The organism is Pseudomonas sp. URMO17WK12:I6 (genome assembly GCF_003253625.1).
Lineage (GTDB): Bacteria > Pseudomonadota > Gammaproteobacteria > Pseudomonadales > Pseudomonadaceae > Aquipseudomonas.
This window is the reverse complement of the sequence record NZ_QKYZ01000009.1, coordinates 236662-254758: the sequence shown is the minus strand read 5'-3', so window position 1 is coordinate 254758 and position 18097 is coordinate 236662. Positions and strand designations below refer to the sequence as shown.

Sequence of the window (18097 nt, the reverse complement as noted above, 5' to 3'; positions counted from 1 at the left end):
AGGGGTAATGGTGTGAGCGAATTGTTTGGTCAACCCTATGATCGTCGGGATTTGCACTGGGTAATAAAAGCTTACTTTGACAGGATGTACAATGATGGTAGGTTTATTGAGGCAGTAGAGTATCTTGTTAAAGGGTGGGGGTTTAGTACAGATGGCGCGTACTGTAGTTTTCCTGATATGAATAGTTACTTTGAGGAGGATCATTTTGAAGGGGTTAGATTCTCCAGTGGATATATCCTAGAAGAGGATGTGTCGATAATTGTAAGTGATGAAGTATTTTGTGAGTATCTAAAGCTTGCTTGTGATAAGTATCTAAGGTTACATTCTGGAGATATAGAGGAGGTGCGTAAGTTGTTGGATCGTTTGTGCTGAGGTTGGCGTTGTATAAATCCAAGTTCATCGGATTTGCTTGTTCACATAACGGGAGATGGGCAACCTGCAGGTGCGCATTTCCATTCACTCTGTAGAAAAACGGGGACAGACCCTGAGGGATCCCCACAAATCTACCCCAGCGCCTGCGCCTGTTGATGTACCTCGGCTCGCAATACGTGCTCAAGTCTCTCCAAGGTTTTTCGAGAGTTCGAGCCGCGTCCGCTGCGCCAGGGAGAAACGGGGACAGACCACGTTTATCCTGAGAATGGCAGAAAATGGGGGCAGACTACGTTTTCTGTGTCGCACTTTAGCGATATGAAATAGCGTTAATACCGCAGAGTACTTGTCTAATTTGACGAAAGGTATGCCGCCTACTCAGGCCGCTGCGAATACTTGGACGGGGCGTCTTGCCGCGAAATATGGCTTTACCAGTGTTCAAGCGCCTGAAACTGGTATGTTTAATGATATAACCACGGTTGTTTTCAAAAAGCCATGAAGTGATATTTTGCAGTGGAGGATTTATGCTTGAGGGTATTCTGAGGGGGGGGGTTGCCGTGTCAGGTTTTTAGGGACTTGATAGAGGTTGATCCTAAACTTACTAATATACGTCTTAGTGAGATTTTTCATGAGAAATTTATCGATGTTGATAGTCTTGCTATGCAACTTATCTGGCATTGGAGGGGGGCGGGAAAATCTGAAGGGGTTATTGATGAGTCACTAAATACTGAGCTGTTGGTAATGTTGAAAAGTGCAGGTTATTTGTAAGGGGGCAGATCACGCTTGTTTAGCGGAGAAAAAAGAAAAGGAAAGAAAAGGGGACGGATTTATTTGTTTGGCTCGTGCGGTGGCTAGAAAATAAATCCGTCCCCTTTTCCTGTCCATTTTCCTATTGATAAAACACAGCTCCGATACCCGAGTCCACTAGGTAACTGAGAAGGGTTATATGGCATTTTATATAGAGATGGATAAGGTTGTAGAAACTGAAGAGTATGTTGAATACACGTTTGGCCGGAATTTGGAGGTTGGGATAATACGGCTGGGGAAAAAGGGTGAAACTATTCATGTTTTGAAAGAGTGTCCTCTGGATGTAAATGGAGAGTGGTCGAAAAGAGCTGCTATGAAGCTAATTCGTCTTTCTAGAGGCGGAAGTTTTCCTGGGAAAACCCAGTGGGCTTCTTAATGAAATAGTTTGAAAAAAAGGGCGGATTTATTTGTTTGGTTTTATGCGACGGCCAGAAAATAAATCTGTCTGATTTTGGGATGTGGCAGTCCCCCTATAGCGAACTCAGCGTTTATGACGCGCCGCTTTGACAAATATGTTCTCATCAGCCGAACATACGCTTTCAAGGACATTCAGACGTGAAAAGAACCACACTACTAGCACTGACCCTGATTCTGGCATTACCAGGCTGCCATTCCAACGTCCGGGACTCTTCCCCCAGTCTGCTGAAAGACGGTGTCCAGCTGAGTCAGAACAAGGTGGCCGTCGATGCGCAACACGCCAAGGTCATCATGAAAGCATCAGGCAACACTTCCCCAGTAGAGTTCTCGATCCGTCGCGCAGCGGATCCTGACCAGCGTATGGAGGTGCTTGGAACCGTGGTGGATTCAGGCCAGGGCAAGGTCTTCGGCTGGATCGCCAAACTCAACGAAGCGGCCAACAGCGCCACGCTTAAACGCTTCCCGCAGCTGGAAGTGCAGGCCGATGCCGATCAGCCATTCCAAGTATCGGGTTATTCGAATAGCGCGGGTGTTGGGAATATCTATAGTTGCGGTCCGCTCAAAACCACTTTCACACCAGAAAGAAGCAAGGTCTATTTGGTGGAGTTCCAGTTTGTTGATAGCCGCTGTGAGCAGCATGTTTACGATATAACTCAGGCTCAGGAACGCATTCCCGTGGCGAGCGTGCCTTCAATGTAAAGTGGTGGTGTGAATAATGAGCGAAGATGATATTTATCTGCAGCTCGGACATATTTTGCTGGATACATCCCCCGCGATCGCTATGAAGGTCATAGTCGAGGCGGAGCTATCTCCAGAGAACGATCATTGCCAGTTTCTATTTGATTATGTGGATGAGGATGGTAAACAGGACTGGTTTAGCCCCGTCAGCGCTCAAGTGGATTCGGAATTGTTTGACTGTCTTGTTGAACTTCGAAAAATCTATATTCAGAACGGAATAACGGGTGGGTGTCCGATCTGGAGTGGCTGTGTAATTACATTGGATGTTGCTGTCAGTAAGCTGGCGGTTGAATTTAAATATGATTAGCTTGGGTCGGGACATGAAGGAGGCAGATATATTTGTTTGGGATGGAGTATGGCAAAAACCTTTATTCGTCCTTTGAGTTGTGTATTCCAAACATTGGGCAGGCATTAAAAACGGGCGACTCATAGGTCGCCCGTTTTGTTGAAGTCGGACGTCTGAATGCAATTTACACAACGCCACTTACCTCCTGTGGGATCTTGCTCGCGATAGTGGTGCATCAGTCGAAATCCATGTTGAACGTTAGTCAGTCATCGCGAGCAGGCTCGCTCCGAAAGGGTTGCGATCTACCCACCATGGCAGCAACTAGCTGACACCTTGTCTTCATACCGATCGTGATGCCTCACCCAATCCATGATCTCCTCTTCATTACGCCCCTTAGGCGTGAGGTCGAGGTAGTTGTAGGCACCAACCAGCAGATCCAGGCCTCGGGCATACGTTGAATAGGTATGGAAAGTCTCCCCTGCTTCATTGCGATAAAACACGCTAAGCCCTGGGAGTTCTTCCTCAACGCCGTCAGTTTTTTCGTAGTTGTAGGTAGCTTTTCCGGTGGCGACGTCTTCGGCCCGGGCGCAGACGCCGAAGTCGTAGTTGAAGTCGCAGCCTTCGGACGAGACCCAGTCGAATTTCCAGCCCATGCGCTGTTTGAACGGTTGGAATTCGGCGAACGGTGCGTGGGAAACCGCGACCACGGCGACGTCGTGGTGGGCCAGGTGTTGGTTGGCGCCGTCGATGTGGTCGGAGAGGAACGAGCAGCCTGGGCAGCCTTCGTCCCAGCCAGCGGCGAACATGAAGTGGTAGACGATCAACTGGCTGCGGCCGCCGAACAGGTCGGTCAGGCTCAGTTCGCCGTTGGAGCCCTGAAAGCGGTAGGGTTTGTCGATTTTTACCCAGGGCAGGGCGCGGCGTTCGGCGCTGAGTTTGTCTCGTTCTTTGGTGAAGGCTTTTTCGTGGGCCAAGTGTTGTTTGCGGGCCGCGACCCATTCTTCCCGGGACACGACCGGATGAGTCTGAATGTTCATGGTGATTTCTCCTGCTTGCTGTGGCGAAAGTCGATCCGCGCAGAGGGGTAAACCGTCTTACACAGCCTAGTCGTTTGGCCTGCGCTCAAATCGACAGGCCGCCGGTCGGTTGGGGGAAAGAACTCGGCTGAACGGCTGCACTCCCTGTCGGTCACAACCTATGAAGGCCATTTCACTCGTGGGCACTGGAGGTTGATCAGGATGACGACTTATAACTGGGATTTGATCGAGCATTTACTGCACGAAGTGCAGAACAGTGCTGGCCGCAGTTTCACTCCACGGCCTTATGCCGAGCAGTATGCGGCGGCGAAAGCCTCCGCGGGCGAGCCGTTCGAGAATCTGGATCGCCTGAAAACGATGGCCGGTGAGTACGAAAAAATACTGCTGTTGCGGGGGTATATCGAGCCTCGGCCGGAGGATCAGGGTGGCAATGGCGAGAATTACATTTTGACACCCCGGGGCTCGAGTTTGTTGAGCCTGATCGACAGCAGCATCCCGGGAAATGAGCATCCGCGCCAGGTGCTGGATGAGCAGGACGATGCGCTGGATGAGTTGACGTTTGATGAAGTGGCGTCGAAGGCTCAGATTGCGTGAAGCTTGCAGCTTTAGAACCTAGCCTCGTTGCGCCGCTTTCAGGCATTTCAAATCAGTGAAATCCTTGCGCATGTCTTCAATCTTTTGCAGCAACCGTTGACGCTGAAACGGCGTGCTCTCGGCCATCAAGTCCACCAGCAATGCCCGAGCCTGGGCTTCGGTGTTGGCATAGGCCACACGGTAAGCGGGGGTCCATAAACTCTCGCGATCAACCAGAAGTGTCTCGATTTGCTGTGGGAATTGCGGACTCTGACGTTGCGCGACCGCCGCGCTGAATTGCTGTTGCCAATGGACGCGGTTGGCAATCCATTCTTTGTTCTGATCCCCCAGGGCGCTCGACCAAGCCATCACCCGTTGCTGTTGGGTTGGGCTGAGTGGTCCGAGCCAGGCATTCAGGCGTTTTTCCATGCGCTTGCTTCGCTCTTTGATCTGTTGCTCTAGAGGTGGCTTGAGGTATTCCTCCTGGCGTTTGCGCAGGTCCTTGGCGAAAGCGTCGTTCATTTCCGCGACTTGCTTGTCATCCAGCCCTTGCAACAGTTCGATGGCCGATGGGGTAATTTCCCGGGCGGTTTCGGCGATGGCTTGTTTGGCTTCCTGGGTACGGGCTTGCAGCTCGGCGTCGGTGATCTGGTTGGTCTCGATCATGGTCTGTAAACGATTCAGCCAGTCGAGGTAGCCGGGTAGTTGCGTGGTGCAGTGCCAGCGCAGGTGTTCCTTGAGCCGCTCGTTCAACCAGTCTTTTTGCTGGCGGTTCATGTCCAGGTAGTCGCTGAGCGTCCAGGGAATGATCACGTCGAGGTTGCGGTAAGCCAGGCCCACGCGGGTGCAGGCGGCGATGGTGAGGCTGAGCGTGAGGATGACGGTGATCTGTTTCAACCAATGCGACATGGCAAGCCCTTGCGAAGACCTGGTTTTTTATTGGGTTCTTTTATGTGAACGCAGGACGAGCCTGGCAGTTCAGCCGATTAATAGAAGGCGCGTACAGCCTTGAGAGTGACCAGACCGTCGCACTCGCTATTGTGGCCGGAATAGGCGGAGCAATCGCTGCCGCTCAGGCTTGAGTCACTGTAGATCAAGTCCAGGTCGATACCCATGAACGGCCGGGACAATTTCACCGACCAGTCGGTAAAACTGCCTACATATCCACCGTCAACGGACACCGGCGTATTGAGCTGGTGAGTGGTGTATTTCAGGCTGACCCCGATGCCGAACGGCTGATTGCCACTTAGGTCGGCGAACAGGGTGCTGTTCTGTTTGTCCGGGTCGTTGCTGAAGGCAGCGCCGAAGCGGCTGCCCAGCAGGGTCAGGCCGCCGAACAACTCCTGGCTGTCGAGGGTATCCACTTTGGGATAGCTGTAATGGATCATGCCCACTTCGTAGCCGAGGGAGTGATCGAAGGGCTGTTTAAAGCCCATGTAGGAGTCGACTTCAAGGTTGCTCGAAGGACTAAGCCCCATGCTGGGGGACCATTGGCCCACGTAGAAGCCGCTGTCGTGGCTCAGGTCGAGGCCACCGTGGAACGAGCCGGTCGTCGAGGGTTTGACCAGCCCTTGGGCCATGCTGCGGCTGGGGGTGGTGGCGAGTTTGAGATCGAAATCGCCCAATTCGCGCTGGAAGACTTGCGCATGGGCGACGGAACACCACAACAGGCTGGCGAGCAGGAAAAGAGAGGGCTTGAGCATGCGTCACTCCATGAGCTGCGAGGAGCAGGTGGTGAAAACCTGCTGAAACGCTTGATCCAGACACGTGCAAGCATACCGGCGAATGTTCGGCATCGAGGGCCGTTCGTCGATTGTTGAAATATTGATTTGTTTTATGGGGTGTTGCTGGAGGGTTCCAGTCCAAGCGCTTCGAAGCTCAAAGCGCTTAGGGACCAGTTAAAACGGGGGAATTACTTTTTGCCCAGCGTGATCTGCTTGGACGGGCCGAACGTCTGGCCGCTGACGCCTTTGGCAATTTGCTGGATCTCGCCACCGGACTTGAGGAACGCAGCGATCTGATTGTTGATCGATTCGCTGGTTTCAACGGCTGGAGCTGGCTTTGCTTTGCTGTTGGATGCTTTTACACGCATGGCGGCCATTAACCTGTAGAAATTAACTTGGCCAGGCATCGTACAGGAAATACTTGACAATTGCTTGGTAAATATCCTCCCGAAATACACACGGCAGGTGCGCGAATAATCGCAAGTTATTATTTGGAATAGTCCCCTAAGCTGCTGTTTTAACTAAAAACCTCAGTGGGGAAATAGTGCTTTTCGGATGGGCTGGCCACCGTCCAGACCACCCGAACGGCCTGACGAGCGGCCAAACACGCCCGCCAAACCCAGGGAAATTAGGGCCTTGCGCGGATTTTCTCGCGCCACCGAGCCGGCCCGCCGAACGCAGCCCGCAAAACCGGGTAGAATGCCGCCCACGCAATGAGGGTATTGGACATGGCTTTAGTCGGGCGTTACAACAGTTTGCAAGTGGTTAAACACACTAACTTCGGTTTATATCTGGACGGTGGCGCGGATGGCGAAATCCTTCTGCCTAATCGTTATATTCCCAAAGATATTCCCAGCGAAGATGAAGATTGGCTCAACGTTTTTATTTATCTGGACAGCGATGACAAACTTATCGCCACCACCGAAAAGCCGAAAGTTCAGGTCGGTGAATTCGCCAGTTTGAAAGTCGTTGAAGTCAACAGCATCGGCGTGTTCCTGGATTGGGGGTTGCCGAAGGATCTGCTGCTGCCGTATTCCGAAGAAAAGCGCCAGATGACTGCCGGCGAGTATGTCGTGGTGCACGTCTACCTCGACAAACACACCCGGCGCATCACCGCGACGGCACGTCTGGACCGTTATCTGGACAAGACCCCGGCCAACTACACCCCGGGCCAGGAAGTTGATTTGCTGGTAGCCGAAGCGACCGATATGGGCTTCAAGGCAATCATCAACAACAAGCACTGGGGCTTGATCCACAAGAACGAAATCTTCAAGTTCATGCGCGCCGGTAAAGAAGAGAAGGGCTTTATCAAAGAAGTCCGTGCCGACGGCAAGATCAGCTTGAGCCTGCAGCCGGTGGGCGAAGCCGCCGCCACCAGTCTGAACTCGAAGATTCTCGCCAAGTTGCGCGACAACAACGGCACCCTGCCAGTCAGCGACAAGAGCGACCCGACGCTGATCAGCAGTATGTTCGGCGTCAGCAAGGGCAACTTCAAAAAGGCCATCGGTGCGTTGTACAAGAACGGCCAGATCGTCATTCACGCTGATCGTATCGAACTCAGCTGACCTGCACCGGCCCCGGTAGGCGCTACCGCAGGTTGTGATCAAAAAAGGATCCAGCCTACGGTAGCCTTCTGCGCAGCAGTCACCCATCTCTTTGTATACATAACACTCTGCACCGTTTGTAGGCGCGGACGCCCTGTTCGTGGGCGTTATAACCCCCTACACGTCTTGGAAGCTTTGCTCTGAACAGGGTTTAAAGCCAGGTTTGTCACACCTTTTGATCGTATGGCACGCATTCTGCGTAGCAACTCGTATACAAACCATGCCGGCTCCCGTACGCAGTGTGCTCGCCACACCCATCCCGGGGGCCGCGCCTGTACTTTCGAGGAGCCCCGCGATGACCGAACAATTGCCCAATGGCTACAGCCCGCGCCTGTATAACCAGGATCTGGGGCCACTGCCGCAGACATGGAATTGGTACAACATCTTTGCCTTCTGGATGAGCGACGTGCACAGCGTCGGCGGCTATGTGTTCGCCGCCAGCTTGTTTGCGCTTGGGCTGGCCAGTTGGCAGGTGTTGATTGCCTTGCTCGGCGGGATTTGCATCGTGCAGTTGATCGCCAACCTGGTGGCCAGGCCGAGTCAGCAAGCCGCGGTGCCTTACCCGGTGATCTGCCGACTGGCGTTCGGGGTGTTCGGGGCGAATATTCCTGCGGTCATTCGCGGCCTGATTGCGGTGGCCTGGTACGGGATTCAGACGTACCTGGCGTCCAGTGCACTCATCATCGTCGTGCTGCGGTTTTTTCCTGCGATGGCGGCCTACGCCGAACCGCACTTTGCCGGTTTGTCCTACCTCGGCTGGTTCGGTTTCCTCAGCCTGTGGTTCGTCCAGGCGCTGGTGTTCTGGACCGGCATGGAGTCGATCCGTCGCTTCATCGACTGGGCCGGCCCCGTGGTGTATGGCGTGATGTTCCTGCTCGCCGGCTGGATCGTCTGGCAGGCCGGCTGGAGCAACATCAGCTTCACTCTCGCGGAAAAGTCACTGTCTGGCTGGGAAGCCTTCGGCCAGGTGATCGTGGCAACGGCATTGGTGGTGTCGTACTTTTCCGGTCCGACCCTGAACTTCGGTGATTTTAGTCGCTACTGCCGCAGCATGAATGACGTGCGTCGCGGCAATTTCTGGGGGCTGCCGGTAAACTTTCTGGCGTTCTCGCTGGTGACCGTGGTGATCGTTTCCGGCACCTTGCCGGTGTTCGGTGAAATGCTTCACGACCCGATCGCCACCGTGGCGCGCATCGACAACAGCGTGGCGGTGCTGCTCGGCGCCTTTGCCTTCGTCACCGCGACCATCGGCATCAACATCGTCGCCAACTTCGTGTCCCCGGCATTCGACTTCGCCAACGTCGCCCCAAGCAAAATCAGTTGGCGTGCGGGTGGCATGATCGCCGCCATGGCGTCGATCTTCATCACCCCGTGGAACCTATTCAACAACCCCGAAGTGATTCACTACACCCTCGACGTGCTGGCGGCGTTCATCGGCCCGCTGTTCGGGATTCTGTTGGTGGATTACTACCTGATCAAAAAACAGAAGATCGACGTCGATGCGCTGTTCAATGACGGCCCGAGCGGGCGTTATTACTACAGCGGCGGGATCAACTGGACGGCGGTCAAGGCGTTGATTCCAGCCACCCTGATGGGCGTTGCGATCACTTTCATCCCGGTGTTGCAGCCGATGGCCAACTTCGCCTGGTTCACCGGCTGCTTCCTCGGCGGCGTCCTGTACTTCGCACTGGCCAGGCGCGAGCAGGCACAGCAATCGGCGGCTCTGGTCATCGCTGGATGACGTACGTGGCGATTTAAAGGTCTTTTGCAGACACCTTTTTCTGTCCATCTGGTTAATAATCGACAGCATAATTTTTCGCCCCGGCACCCTCTGTTCAGCAGGAAGGCCGGGGCTTTGCTTTTACTGTCGAGTCACTGCCATGGATTGTGTTGTCGAGGTGTTCCGGTGAGCGCCACCCGGCGTAGCGCCGATGGGTTTGCCCTGCAAGTGATGGTCGGGCTGTGCCTGATCTGGGGTGTGCAACAGGTGATGATCAAATGGGCGGCGCCCGACATCGCGCCGGTCATGCAGGCGGCGGGGCGGTCGGGTATTTCCGCGTTGCTTGTAGGATTATTGATCTGCTGGAAGGGCGGTTGGGATCAGGTCGGGACTACCTGGCGCGGCGGCTTGCTGGCCGGCGCGTTGTTTGGCCTGGAGTTCTTCTTCATTGCCGAAGGTCTGCAACTGACCACGGCGGCGCATATGTCGGTATTTCTCTACACCGCGCCGATCTTTACCGCGTTGGGCGTGCATTGGTTGCTGCCGAGTGAGCGTTTAAGACCGGTGCAGTGGCTGGGGATTTTTCTGGCGTTCATTGGCATTGCCATTGCGTTTGCCGGTGGTGTGTCCTGGGACAATCTTGACCACCGCATGTTGATGGGCGATGCCCTGGGTGTGCTGGCCGGCGCGTCGTGGGGCGCGACCACTGTGGTGGTGCGCGCCTCGCGTCTGTCGGAAGCGCCGGTGACACTGACGCTGTTTTATCAACTGATCGTCGGCTTCGTCGGCCTGCTGCTGATTGCGATCCTCAGCGGCCAGGTCACCCATGTCAGCCTGACCACGGTGGCGGTGGCCAGCGTGCTGTTTCAGGGATTGGTGGTGTCGTTCTTCAGCTACCTGACGTGGTTCTGGCTACTGCGCCGTTACCTGGCGGCGAACCTCGCGGTGTTTTCGTTCATGACGCCGTTGTTCGGCGTCACGTTCGGCGTGGTGCTGCTGGGTGAAGAGCTGAGCCTGAACTTTGTGATCGGCGCGGTACTGGTTTTGCTCGGGATCACTTTTGTGAGCGCAGAGCAGTGGGTGCGCCGTCGTTTGCGCAAAGCACTTGGGCAACCCTGATCGGGCGCAGCAGCAAACCTGCGGCAATGATAAAACCGCCGCCGGCGATCACCAGCGCGGGTTGCAAGCCACCGCTGAAATGGCTGCTCAACGCGGCTAGCAACGGCCCGCTGAGCTGACCCACGGCGAAGCACGCGGTCAGCAGCCCGGCGTTGCGCTGGGTGGCGTGGGGCGCCAGTTCCCGGGAGCGCTGCATCACCAGTTGCATGCAGGCCAGAAACGGCCCGCCACACAGGATCACCCCCAGCGCCAGGCCGGCACCGCTGCCCAACAGGCAAGCAAACACCCCGGCGGCCTGTAGCCATAGCGTCGCCATCAGCCAATGACGAGTTGCGTTCGGGTTGTGCCGACGCAGGCTCACCAACACGACCCCGGTCGCCGCCGCCAGACCAAAGCACGGCCAGAACAGATCGGCTTGCCATTGCCCATGGAACTGCGCGCTGGCCATTTGTGAGAGGAAAGTGGCCGGGATGATGTAGCCCAGACCATACAACCCATAGATTACCGGTAAGCGTCCGACGCCTTGGGCAGCCGACTTGGTGGCAAGCGGTGTCTCCGTTGAAGTGGCGGCCGGCTGCGGCAGGAACGGCAGAATCGCCAGCAGCATCACCAGCCCGACAGCGGCATACACCAACCACAAGGTCGCGGACGTTTGCCCCAGCAGGTTCGAGCCCAAGGCCAACAACCCTGTCAGAAAAATCCCCAGACCCGGTCCGGCAAACACCAAGGCGCCGAGTCGCGGACGACCGGCCGCCGCTGCCAGCGGTTGGCTCAACGCGGTAATCATCACCAGCACCCAGGCACTGGCCACGCCCGTGCCGAAACGCAGCGCCAGATGCGCCCAGAACCCGTTGGCCCAGAACGAGGCCAGGGTCAGCAATACACACAACCACAAACCGCCGAGCAGGCGCCTGCGAACCTGATCGGGGCGACGGGCGAACATCGCATCCACCGCGCCGACGAAGTAACCAAGGTAGTTGGCGGCGGCAATCAGACCAGCGGCAGTCAGGTCGATCTGACCTTCGCTGAGCAAGTGCGGCAGTTGTGGGGTGAGGGCGAAACGCCCGATGCCCATGGCCATCATCAGGGCGACAAAGCTGGCGGTTAAGCGAATCAGCGGGGACATGGTCTGAGTTCCGTTTCGAGGATCAATGACCGTCAGGCTAGGACTGATTGACTTTCTTTAAAAATGAATAATAGTGAGAAACTTGTTCTTATTTGGAGAATGGCGTGGAATTCAGCCAATTGCGGATCTTCCAAGCGGTGGCGGAGGAGGGTTCCATCACCCGAGCCGCCGAACGCCTGCATCGCGTGCCCTCCAACCTGTCGACCCGGCTTAAACAGCTCGAAGAGCAACTGGGTGTCGAACTGTTCGTGCGTGAGCGTCAGCGTTTGCAGTTATCACCTGCGGGAAAAGTCCTGTTGGACTACACGGCCAAGCTGTTCGCCTTGCATGACGAAGCTCACGCGGCGGTGCAGGGCGGGCAACCGGCCGGGGATTTCGTACTGGGCACCATGTACAGCACCGCCGCAATTCACTTGCCAGAGCTGTTGGCGCGTTATCACCGCCGCTACCCGGCGGTGAACCTGCAAGTGCAGTCGGGGCCCAGCGGTGAATTGCTCGAAGGGTTGCTCACCGGGCGCCTCGATGCGGCGCTGGTGGACGGCCCGCTGGAACTGGCCGGGCTCGACGGCGTGCCGTTGTGCGACGAACGGCTGGTGTTGATCAGCGAGGCCGATCATCCGCCGGTGCGCAGTGCGCTGGATGTCGAAGGGCGTTCGGTGTTCACGTTTCGCCAGGGCTGCTCCTACCGGATGCGCCTGGAAGCCTGGTTTGCCCATGACCATGCGGCCATGGGCCGACCCATGGAGATCGAGTCTTATCCGGGAATGCTGGCTTGCGTGATTGCCGGCTCTGGCGTGGCGCTGATGTCGGAGTCGATGCTCGCCAGTCTGCCGGGGCGTGAAAGCGTGGCGGTGCACCCGTTGGCCGAGCCGTTTGCCAGCGCGACCACCTGGCTGATGTGGCGCAAAGGCATGGTCGGGGCCAACCTGAATGCATGGATCGAGCAGCAGCAGGCGGTGTATCCGTCGACCATGGTCCAGGCCCAGTCAATTTCTTGAACTAACGTCCAAGGATTTGGATCAATTCAGTAACAGATCATTGCGATCTTGAGCGAGCATTGCGTAGGACTTCGGACTATTATCAGTGCGAAGGGGCTACAGAACTTCGGCCGCTCGGCACGACCCTGAAGGGGGGCATCATGAAAGAGAAAATCCAAAACTGGCTGCATGACCTGGGTGTCGCACTCGGTTTGATTGAACCGCCTCTGCAACCGGTGCCAATTCGCACTGATGACGAACAACGTCGCCGCCAGCAGCGCCGTCGGTAAGTCTGGCAAATCACCTGTGGCGAGGGAGCTTGCTCCCGCTGGGGCGCGCAGCGGCCCCATTCATCGCCACTCAGGTGGGTCAGCTTGAGCGCGAGTGCAGCGTGCGATTGCTGCGCAATCGAGCGGGAGCAAGCTCCCTCGCCACAGAGGTTCGTTCGGCCCATCGGATGTATTTAGCAATCCGTTTCAATACCGCCCAATCTCAATCAAAAACCGGGTCAAGTCATTCGCCGTCCTGGCAGTCTTGAGAATCCGGTCTTCTTCGGCGGTAAACGCCGTCAACCCCAACTGATCCTCCAGGCGGAAGATCAGCTCTTCAATATCCTCTTTGTCCAAGCCCAACTGCATCAGGTTGGTGTTGTCGTCGAAGTCATCCTGGTTTTCCAGCAGGCGGCGGATGCGACGATGCACGGCGGCACGAACGGCGGCTCTTGTCATGAGGTCCTTCTTCGAGAACGTTATGAGGTCCCTGACGCTGAGTACAGCAGGCTTCAGGCGTGTCGGCGCTGCCACTCGTCAATCATCGAGCGCAGATACTCTCCGGAAGGCTACCGAAATGCGTTCGATCTTGAACCACTGATCGCGGCTGACGATCTTCATGGGCAAATTCCTTCAGGCGAAAAAAAACGGGTGTGGCAACCGACGCCACACCCGCCGAAGAAAGCATCAGGTCGTTATAGAAATCTTAGGCAGCGCTCGCCACTACGGCCGGGCGACGGGATAGCAGGCTGACCACCACGAAACTCACCAGGCCCACGCCGAGGCTGTAGTAGATCGGAGTATTGGCGTCCATACCGTCCTTGATCATGAACAGCAGCGCAGTGGCAAAGCCCAGGCCCATGCTGGCGATGGCGCCGGCGGTGTTTGCGCGTTTCCAGAAGATCGCGCCGATCAGCGGGATCAGCATGCCGCCCACCAACAGGTTGTAAGCCAGGGTCAGCGCGCTGATCACGTCATGTACGACCAGAGCGATGCCGAGTACGACGATGCCGGTCAACAGGGTGAACAGGCGGTTCATGCCCAGGCTCGACTGTTTGCCTCCACGCAGTTTCGGCAGCAGGTCTTCGGTCAGTGTGGTGGCAGCGGCGAGCAGGCCGGCGCTGGCGGTGGACATCATGGCCGCCAGGGCCGCGGCGATCACCAGACCACGGATACCGTCCGGCAGGGACAGTTTGACGATGGCGGCGAAAGCGTTGTTGACGTTGTCCAGGTCCGGGATCAGCACGTGAGCGGCCATGCCGATCAGGGCGCAGGCCAGGCCGTAAAGGATGCAGTAGAAGCCTGCGAAGGTACCGGCGACCTGAGCCACTTTGGCGCTCTTGACGGTGAACACACGCTGCCAGATGTCTTGGCCGATCAGGATCCCGAAGAAGTAGATCATGAAGTAGGTGATGATGGTGTCCCAGCCAATCGTGGTGAAGCTGAAGGCAGTGGCCGGCAGTTTCAACACCAATTCATCCCAGCCGCCAACGCGGTACAGGCAGATCGGCAACAGGATGAACATCAGGCCCACGGTCTTGATCACGAACTGGACGATGTCGGTCAAGGTCAGGGACCACATGCCTCCGATCGCAGAGTAGATCACCACCACGCCACCGCCGAGCAATACCGAGACCCAGAACGGCAGGCTGAACAGCACTTGCAGTACGGTGCCGATTGCCAGGATCGAAACTACGCCGATCATCAGCGCATACGCCAGCATGATCACCGCGCTCGCGGAGCGGGCCATCGGGTTGTAGCGTTTTTCCAGCACTTGGGTAACGGTGTAGATTTTCAGTTTCAGCAGCGGTTTGGCGAGGAATAGGTTCAGCGCCACGATCCCGCAGCCGAGTGCCGCGCACAGCCAGAAACCGGAGATGCCATGGACGTAGCCCAGGCGCACGGTGCCGACGGTGGACGCGCCGCCCAGAACGGTGGCGGCCATGGTGCCCATGTACATGCTCGGGCCGAGGTTGCGACCGGCGACCAAAAAGTCTTCGTTGGTCTTGGCCTTGCGCATGCCGTAATAGCCGAGCATCAGCATCGCGGCGGCGTAGATGAGTACGACGAATAAATCCAAAGCCATGATGGCGTGTCTCCGATTGTCTTTTTTATGGTGAGGCTGAATAGCAATATGGCCATGAGACCGCTTTTTGTGGCGAGGGAGCTTGCTCCCGCTGGGCTGCGAAGCATCCCCAAATCCTGCAACCAGGTTTCTTCTGGAGAACGCCCTAACCTGTTTTGCGACTGCTGCGCAGTCGAGCGGGAGCAAGCTCCCTCGCCACGGAAGTTCTGTTGACCACCGTGTTGAATCAGGCGGCTTGTCGCATCGCCGGTTTACCGAGCGAATCCGTGCCCTTGCTGCGTGCATCGTTGGGGCCGAACACCGCAGCCGACTCCGGGAACAGGCTCAGCAGCGTCAGGTACACCAGCGAAGCCAGGCCGAGGGTTACCGGCAGGCTGATGTCGATCCCGCCGGCCAGATTGCCGAGCGGCCCGACAAACTGCCCCGGCAGGTTCACGAAGCACAAACCGACCGCGGCACTCGGGATCCAGGCGCCCAGACCACGCCAGTTCCAGCCGTGGGTGAACCAGTAGCGGCCACCTTTTTCGCCACGGGTGAACACTTGCAGGTCATCCGGGCAGTAAAAGCCGCGACGCACCAGCAGGCCGATGATCATGATCACCATCCATGGGGTGGTGCAGGTGATGATCAGCACGGCGAAGGTCGACACGCTCTGCACCAGGTTCGCTGCAAAGCGCCCGATGAAGATGAAGGCAATCGACATCACGCCGATCAGCAGCGTCGCTTTAACCCGCGACAGGACCCGTGGAAACACACTGGACATGTCCAGCCCGGTGCCATACAGCGACGTGGTGCCGGTGGACATGCCGCCAATCACCGCAATCAGGCACACCGGCAGGAAGAACCAGCTCGGCGATACCGCCAGCAGGCCGCCGACGTAGTTGTTGGCCGCGATGTAGTCCGGTGCCTTGATCGCTACGATGGTGGCGGTGGCCAGGCCGAACAGGAACGGGATGAAGGTCGCGATCTGCGAGATCACCACGGCAGCCATGATCCGGCGCTTGGAGGTGTCACGCGGGATGTAGCGCGACCAGTCGCCGAGGAACGCCCCGAAGGAAATCGGGTTACTCATCGCCACCAGCGCAGCGCCGATGAAAGCCGCCCAGAAACCCGGTTGACCGAGGCTGACGCTGCCGGCGTAGTTCACATCGAAAGGACCGGCGAAGGCGAAGACGCCCAGCAGAAACAGCAGGCTGGCGCTCCACACGGCGATCTTGTTGACCCACAGCAGGAAGCGGAAGCCGTAGATGCACACTGTCAGCACCAGGATCGCGAACAGACCGTAGGCCAGGCCCAGGGTCAGGTCGGTTTCCGGCAGGCCGATCAGGCGTTTCGCACCACCGATCAACGCATCACCCGAACTCCATACCGAGAGCGAGAAGAAGGCGATAGCGGTCAACAGCGACAGGAACGAACCGACGATCCGCCCGTGCACGCCGAAGTGCGCACCGGACGACACGGCGTTGTTGGTGCCATTGAGTGGACCGAACAGGCCCATCGGCGCGAGGATCAGCGAGCCCAGCAACACACCCAGCACAATCGCCCAGACGCCCGCCTGAAAAGACAGGCCGAACAGTACCGGGAAACTGCCGAGCACGGCGGTGGCGAAGGTGTTGGAACCGCCGAAGATCATCCGGAACAAGTCCGTCGGGCCTGCGGTGCGTTCGTTGTCCGGGATCTGCTCGACCCCGTAGGTTTCAATTTGCGTAAGGCTTTGGTCTTTGTTGTTGTTATTCATGATCTGCTCCGATCATAAAGGCGCGCTCATCGTGCGTGAGCGTCACCTGTTTGGCTAAGGGGTTGGCAGCCCTTCCGGCATTGCGGACAAATGTTCGTGGCAGGCCAGCCATAGGCCTTGTTGTTCTTGGCCAGACGCCTGTTTCTTGAAAACAATCGTCTCGCGTTCCTGGCTGAAGTGTTGCTCCCCTTGCATGCGCAGCTCGGTGGCCACGTCATGGATGAAAATCGCCACGTCACCCTGCAGGCTGACGAAGGCGTTGCTCGAGGTGCACGACAGCACTTCGAAGCCGTCCTCGGCACGCCAGCTGTCCCACAACACCTGGTAGGCATCGCGCGACAGCAGGGGCTGTTCGAGGGTGTAGAACACGAAGCTGGCGTCGATGCTGAATGCGCCGAAGTAGGCTTCGCGATCGTTTCGGGCAAAGGCCGACACCAGTTCGGCGGCGGCATTGAGTACCTGATCACGTTCGTTCATGACCGATCCTCAGCGATGGACCACGCCTGGCAGTACGCAGAGCATTTCGTACAACAGGTTGGCGCCCAGCAGCGAGGTGTTGCCGGTGGTGTCGTACGCTGGCGAGACTTCTACCAAATCGCAGCCCACCAGGTCGAGGCCTTGGCAACCGCGCACGATTTCAATCGCCTGAATGGTCGTCAGACCGCCGATTTCCGGGGTGCCGGTGCCAGGTGCCCAGGCCGGATCGATGCCGTCGATATCGAAACTCAGGTACACCGGACCGTCGCCGACTTTCTCGCGAACTTCGGCCATCAGCGGCGCCAGGGATTTGTGCCAGCATTCTTCAGCCTGAACCACGCGGAAACCCTGATTGCGGCTCCAGTTGAAGTCATCAGCGGTGTAGCCCTGAGCCCGCAGGCCAATTTGCACTACGCGGTCGCAATCCAGAAGACCTTCTTCTACCGCGCGACGGAAGGTGGTGCCGTGGGCGATTTTCTCGCCGAACATGTGATCGTTCACATCGGCGTGAGCGTCGATGTGCACCAGGCCGACCTTGCCGTGCTTTTTATGGATGGCACGCAGGATCGGCAGGGTGATGGTGTGGTCGCCGCCCAGCGTCAGGGGGATCACATCGTGTTCGAGGATATTGTCGTAGGCCTCTTCGATGATCCGCACGGCGTCCAGCAGGTTGAAGGTGTTGATCGCCACGTCACCGATATCGGCAACCGACAGCGAGTCGAACGGCGCAGCGCCGGTGGCCATGTTGTACGGACGGATCATCACCGATTCAGCGCGGATTTCACGCGGCCCGAAGCGGGTGCCGGGGCGCAGGGACGTGCCGATGTCCAGCGGGATGCCGATAAAGGCAGCGTCCAGGCCGGCAGCGGATGGCAAATGGGGGAGTCGCAGCATGGTGGCGATGCCGCCGAAGCGCGGCATTTCATTGCCGCCCAGTGGTTGGTGAAGAATCTTGTCCACGGGTAAGGCCTCATCGTCGTTGTTTTATTTATGCAGGTAAGCCGCTCGGGGAGAGACGGGCACCGCTGTG

General features: G+C 57.2%; 20 protein-coding genes. 10 read left to right on the top strand and 10 right to left on the bottom strand.

Annotation, left to right across the window (positions count from 1 at the left end):
- The first annotated feature begins 12 nt into the window (after positions 1–12).
- The 4 genes from cdiI to F475_RS18460 all read left to right on the top strand — a co-directional run bounded on the left by cdiI (position 13) and on the right by F475_RS18460 (position 2638).
- The gene (cdiI, locus tag F475_RS18475) at positions 13–372 is read left to right on the top strand and encodes a ribonuclease toxin immunity protein CdiI (RefSeq protein WP_111454438.1); all 360 of its coding nucleotides are present in this window, start codon (positions 13–15) and stop codon (positions 370–372) included.
- Positions 373–1315: 943 nt separating this feature from the next.
- On the top strand, positions 1316–1552 hold the full coding sequence (locus F475_RS18470; RefSeq protein WP_111454437.1) for a hypothetical protein: 237 nt from the start codon (positions 1316–1318) through the stop codon (positions 1550–1552).
- A 179-nt stretch (positions 1553–1731) separates the two neighbouring features.
- Complete coding sequence (locus F475_RS18465) at positions 1732–2292, top strand: hypothetical protein (protein WP_111454436.1); 561 nt, start codon at positions 1732–1734, stop codon at positions 2290–2292.
- A gap of 16 nt (positions 2293–2308) precedes the next feature.
- Positions 2309–2638 carry a hypothetical protein gene (locus tag F475_RS18460; protein ID WP_111454435.1) on the top strand — a complete coding sequence of 110 codons (330 nt, stop codon included), beginning with the start codon at positions 2309–2311 and terminating at the stop codon, positions 2636–2638.
- 281 nt (positions 2639–2919) lie between these two features.
- On the opposite strand, the gene F475_RS18455 is transcribed toward F475_RS18460, so the two are convergent.
- Entirely contained in the window at positions 2920–3654 is a 735-nt protein-coding gene (locus F475_RS18455; protein ID WP_111454434.1) for a thioredoxin family protein, read from the bottom strand.
- A gap of 201 nt (positions 3655–3855) precedes the next feature.
- On the opposite strand from F475_RS18455, the gene F475_RS18450 reads away from it, so the two are divergent.
- Positions 3856–4248 (top strand): transcriptional regulator, encoded by a 393-nt coding sequence (locus F475_RS18450; protein ID WP_111454433.1) that lies wholly within the window; start codon positions 3856–3858, stop codon positions 4246–4248.
- Positions 4249–4266: 18 nt separating this feature from the next.
- Here F475_RS18450 and F475_RS18445 read toward each other — a convergent pair whose 3' ends face one another.
- From F475_RS18445 to F475_RS18435, 3 genes are all read right to left on the bottom strand, one after another.
- The gene (locus tag F475_RS18445; protein WP_111454432.1) at positions 4267–5136 is read right to left on the bottom strand and encodes a DUF6279 family lipoprotein; all 870 of its coding nucleotides are present in this window, start codon (positions 5134–5136) and stop codon (positions 4267–4269) included.
- A gap of 77 nt (positions 5137–5213) precedes the next feature.
- Entirely contained in the window at positions 5214–5930 is a 717-nt protein-coding gene (locus F475_RS18440) for a TorF family putative porin (protein WP_111454431.1), read from the bottom strand.
- A 209-nt stretch (positions 5931–6139) separates the two neighbouring features.
- Positions 6140–6328, bottom strand: a complete 189-nt coding sequence (locus F475_RS18435; RefSeq protein ID WP_017337097.1) for a hypothetical protein — start codon at positions 6326–6328, stop codon at positions 6140–6142.
- Positions 6329–6679: 351 nt separating this feature from the next.
- Here F475_RS18435 and F475_RS18430 point away from each other — a divergent pair, with 351 nt between their 5' ends.
- The 3 genes from F475_RS18430 to F475_RS18420 all read left to right on the top strand — a co-directional run bounded on the left by F475_RS18430 (position 6680) and on the right by F475_RS18420 (position 10394).
- Positions 6680–7516, top strand: a complete 837-nt coding sequence (locus tag F475_RS18430; RefSeq protein WP_007942143.1) for a S1 RNA-binding domain-containing protein — start codon at positions 6680–6682, stop codon at positions 7514–7516.
- Between the two features lie 334 nt (positions 7517–7850).
- Positions 7851–9296: an NCS1 family nucleobase:cation symporter-1 gene (locus F475_RS18425; RefSeq protein ID WP_111454430.1), complete on the top strand. Its 1446-nt coding sequence runs from the start codon at positions 7851–7853 to the stop codon at positions 9294–9296.
- Between the two features lie 165 nt (positions 9297–9461).
- Positions 9462–10394: a DMT family transporter gene (locus tag F475_RS18420; RefSeq protein WP_028939950.1), complete on the top strand. Its 933-nt coding sequence runs from the start codon at positions 9462–9464 to the stop codon at positions 10392–10394.
- On the opposite strand, the gene F475_RS18415 is transcribed toward F475_RS18420, so the two are convergent.
- The gene (locus F475_RS18415) at positions 10330–11520 is read right to left on the bottom strand and encodes an MFS transporter (RefSeq protein ID WP_111454429.1); all 1191 of its coding nucleotides are present in this window, start codon (positions 11518–11520) and stop codon (positions 10330–10332) included. The genes F475_RS18420 and F475_RS18415 overlap by 65 nt on opposite strands.
- Before the next feature lie 104 nt (positions 11521–11624).
- On the opposite strand from F475_RS18415, the gene F475_RS18410 reads away from it, so the two are divergent.
- Both F475_RS18410 and F475_RS30760 read left to right on the top strand, forming a co-directional pair.
- Complete coding sequence (locus tag F475_RS18410) at positions 11625–12518, top strand: LysR family transcriptional regulator (RefSeq protein ID WP_064619609.1); 894 nt, start codon at positions 11625–11627, stop codon at positions 12516–12518.
- Positions 12519–12658: 140 nt separating this feature from the next.
- Positions 12659–12787 carry a PA1414 family protein gene (locus tag F475_RS30760; protein ID WP_007914492.1) on the top strand — a complete coding sequence of 43 codons (129 nt, stop codon included), beginning with the start codon at positions 12659–12661 and terminating at the stop codon, positions 12785–12787.
- Positions 12788–12973: 186 nt separating this feature from the next.
- Here F475_RS30760 and F475_RS18405 read toward each other — a convergent pair whose 3' ends face one another.
- The 5 genes from F475_RS18405 to speB all read right to left on the bottom strand — a co-directional run bounded on the left by F475_RS18405 (position 12974) and on the right by speB (position 18027).
- Complete coding sequence (locus F475_RS18405; protein ID WP_026345692.1) at positions 12974–13225, bottom strand: phosphopantetheine-containing protein; 252 nt, start codon at positions 13223–13225, stop codon at positions 12974–12976.
- A 247-nt stretch (positions 13226–13472) separates the two neighbouring features.
- Entirely contained in the window at positions 13473–14852 is a 1380-nt protein-coding gene (locus tag F475_RS18400; protein ID WP_111454428.1) for a sodium:solute symporter, read from the bottom strand.
- Between the two features lie 226 nt (positions 14853–15078).
- Positions 15079–16590 carry a cytosine permease gene (locus F475_RS18390; RefSeq protein WP_018929905.1) on the bottom strand — a complete coding sequence of 504 codons (1512 nt, stop codon included), beginning with the start codon at positions 16588–16590 and terminating at the stop codon, positions 15079–15081.
- A 54-nt stretch (positions 16591–16644) separates the two neighbouring features.
- Positions 16645–17067 carry a nuclear transport factor 2 family protein gene (locus F475_RS18385; RefSeq protein WP_111454427.1) on the bottom strand — a complete coding sequence of 141 codons (423 nt, stop codon included), beginning with the start codon at positions 17065–17067 and terminating at the stop codon, positions 16645–16647.
- 9 nt (positions 17068–17076) lie between these two features.
- Positions 17077–18027 carry an agmatinase gene (gene speB, locus F475_RS18380; RefSeq protein ID WP_007942156.1) on the bottom strand — a complete coding sequence of 317 codons (951 nt, stop codon included), beginning with the start codon at positions 18025–18027 and terminating at the stop codon, positions 17077–17079.
- Between the last annotated feature and the right edge of the window lie 70 nt (positions 18028–18097).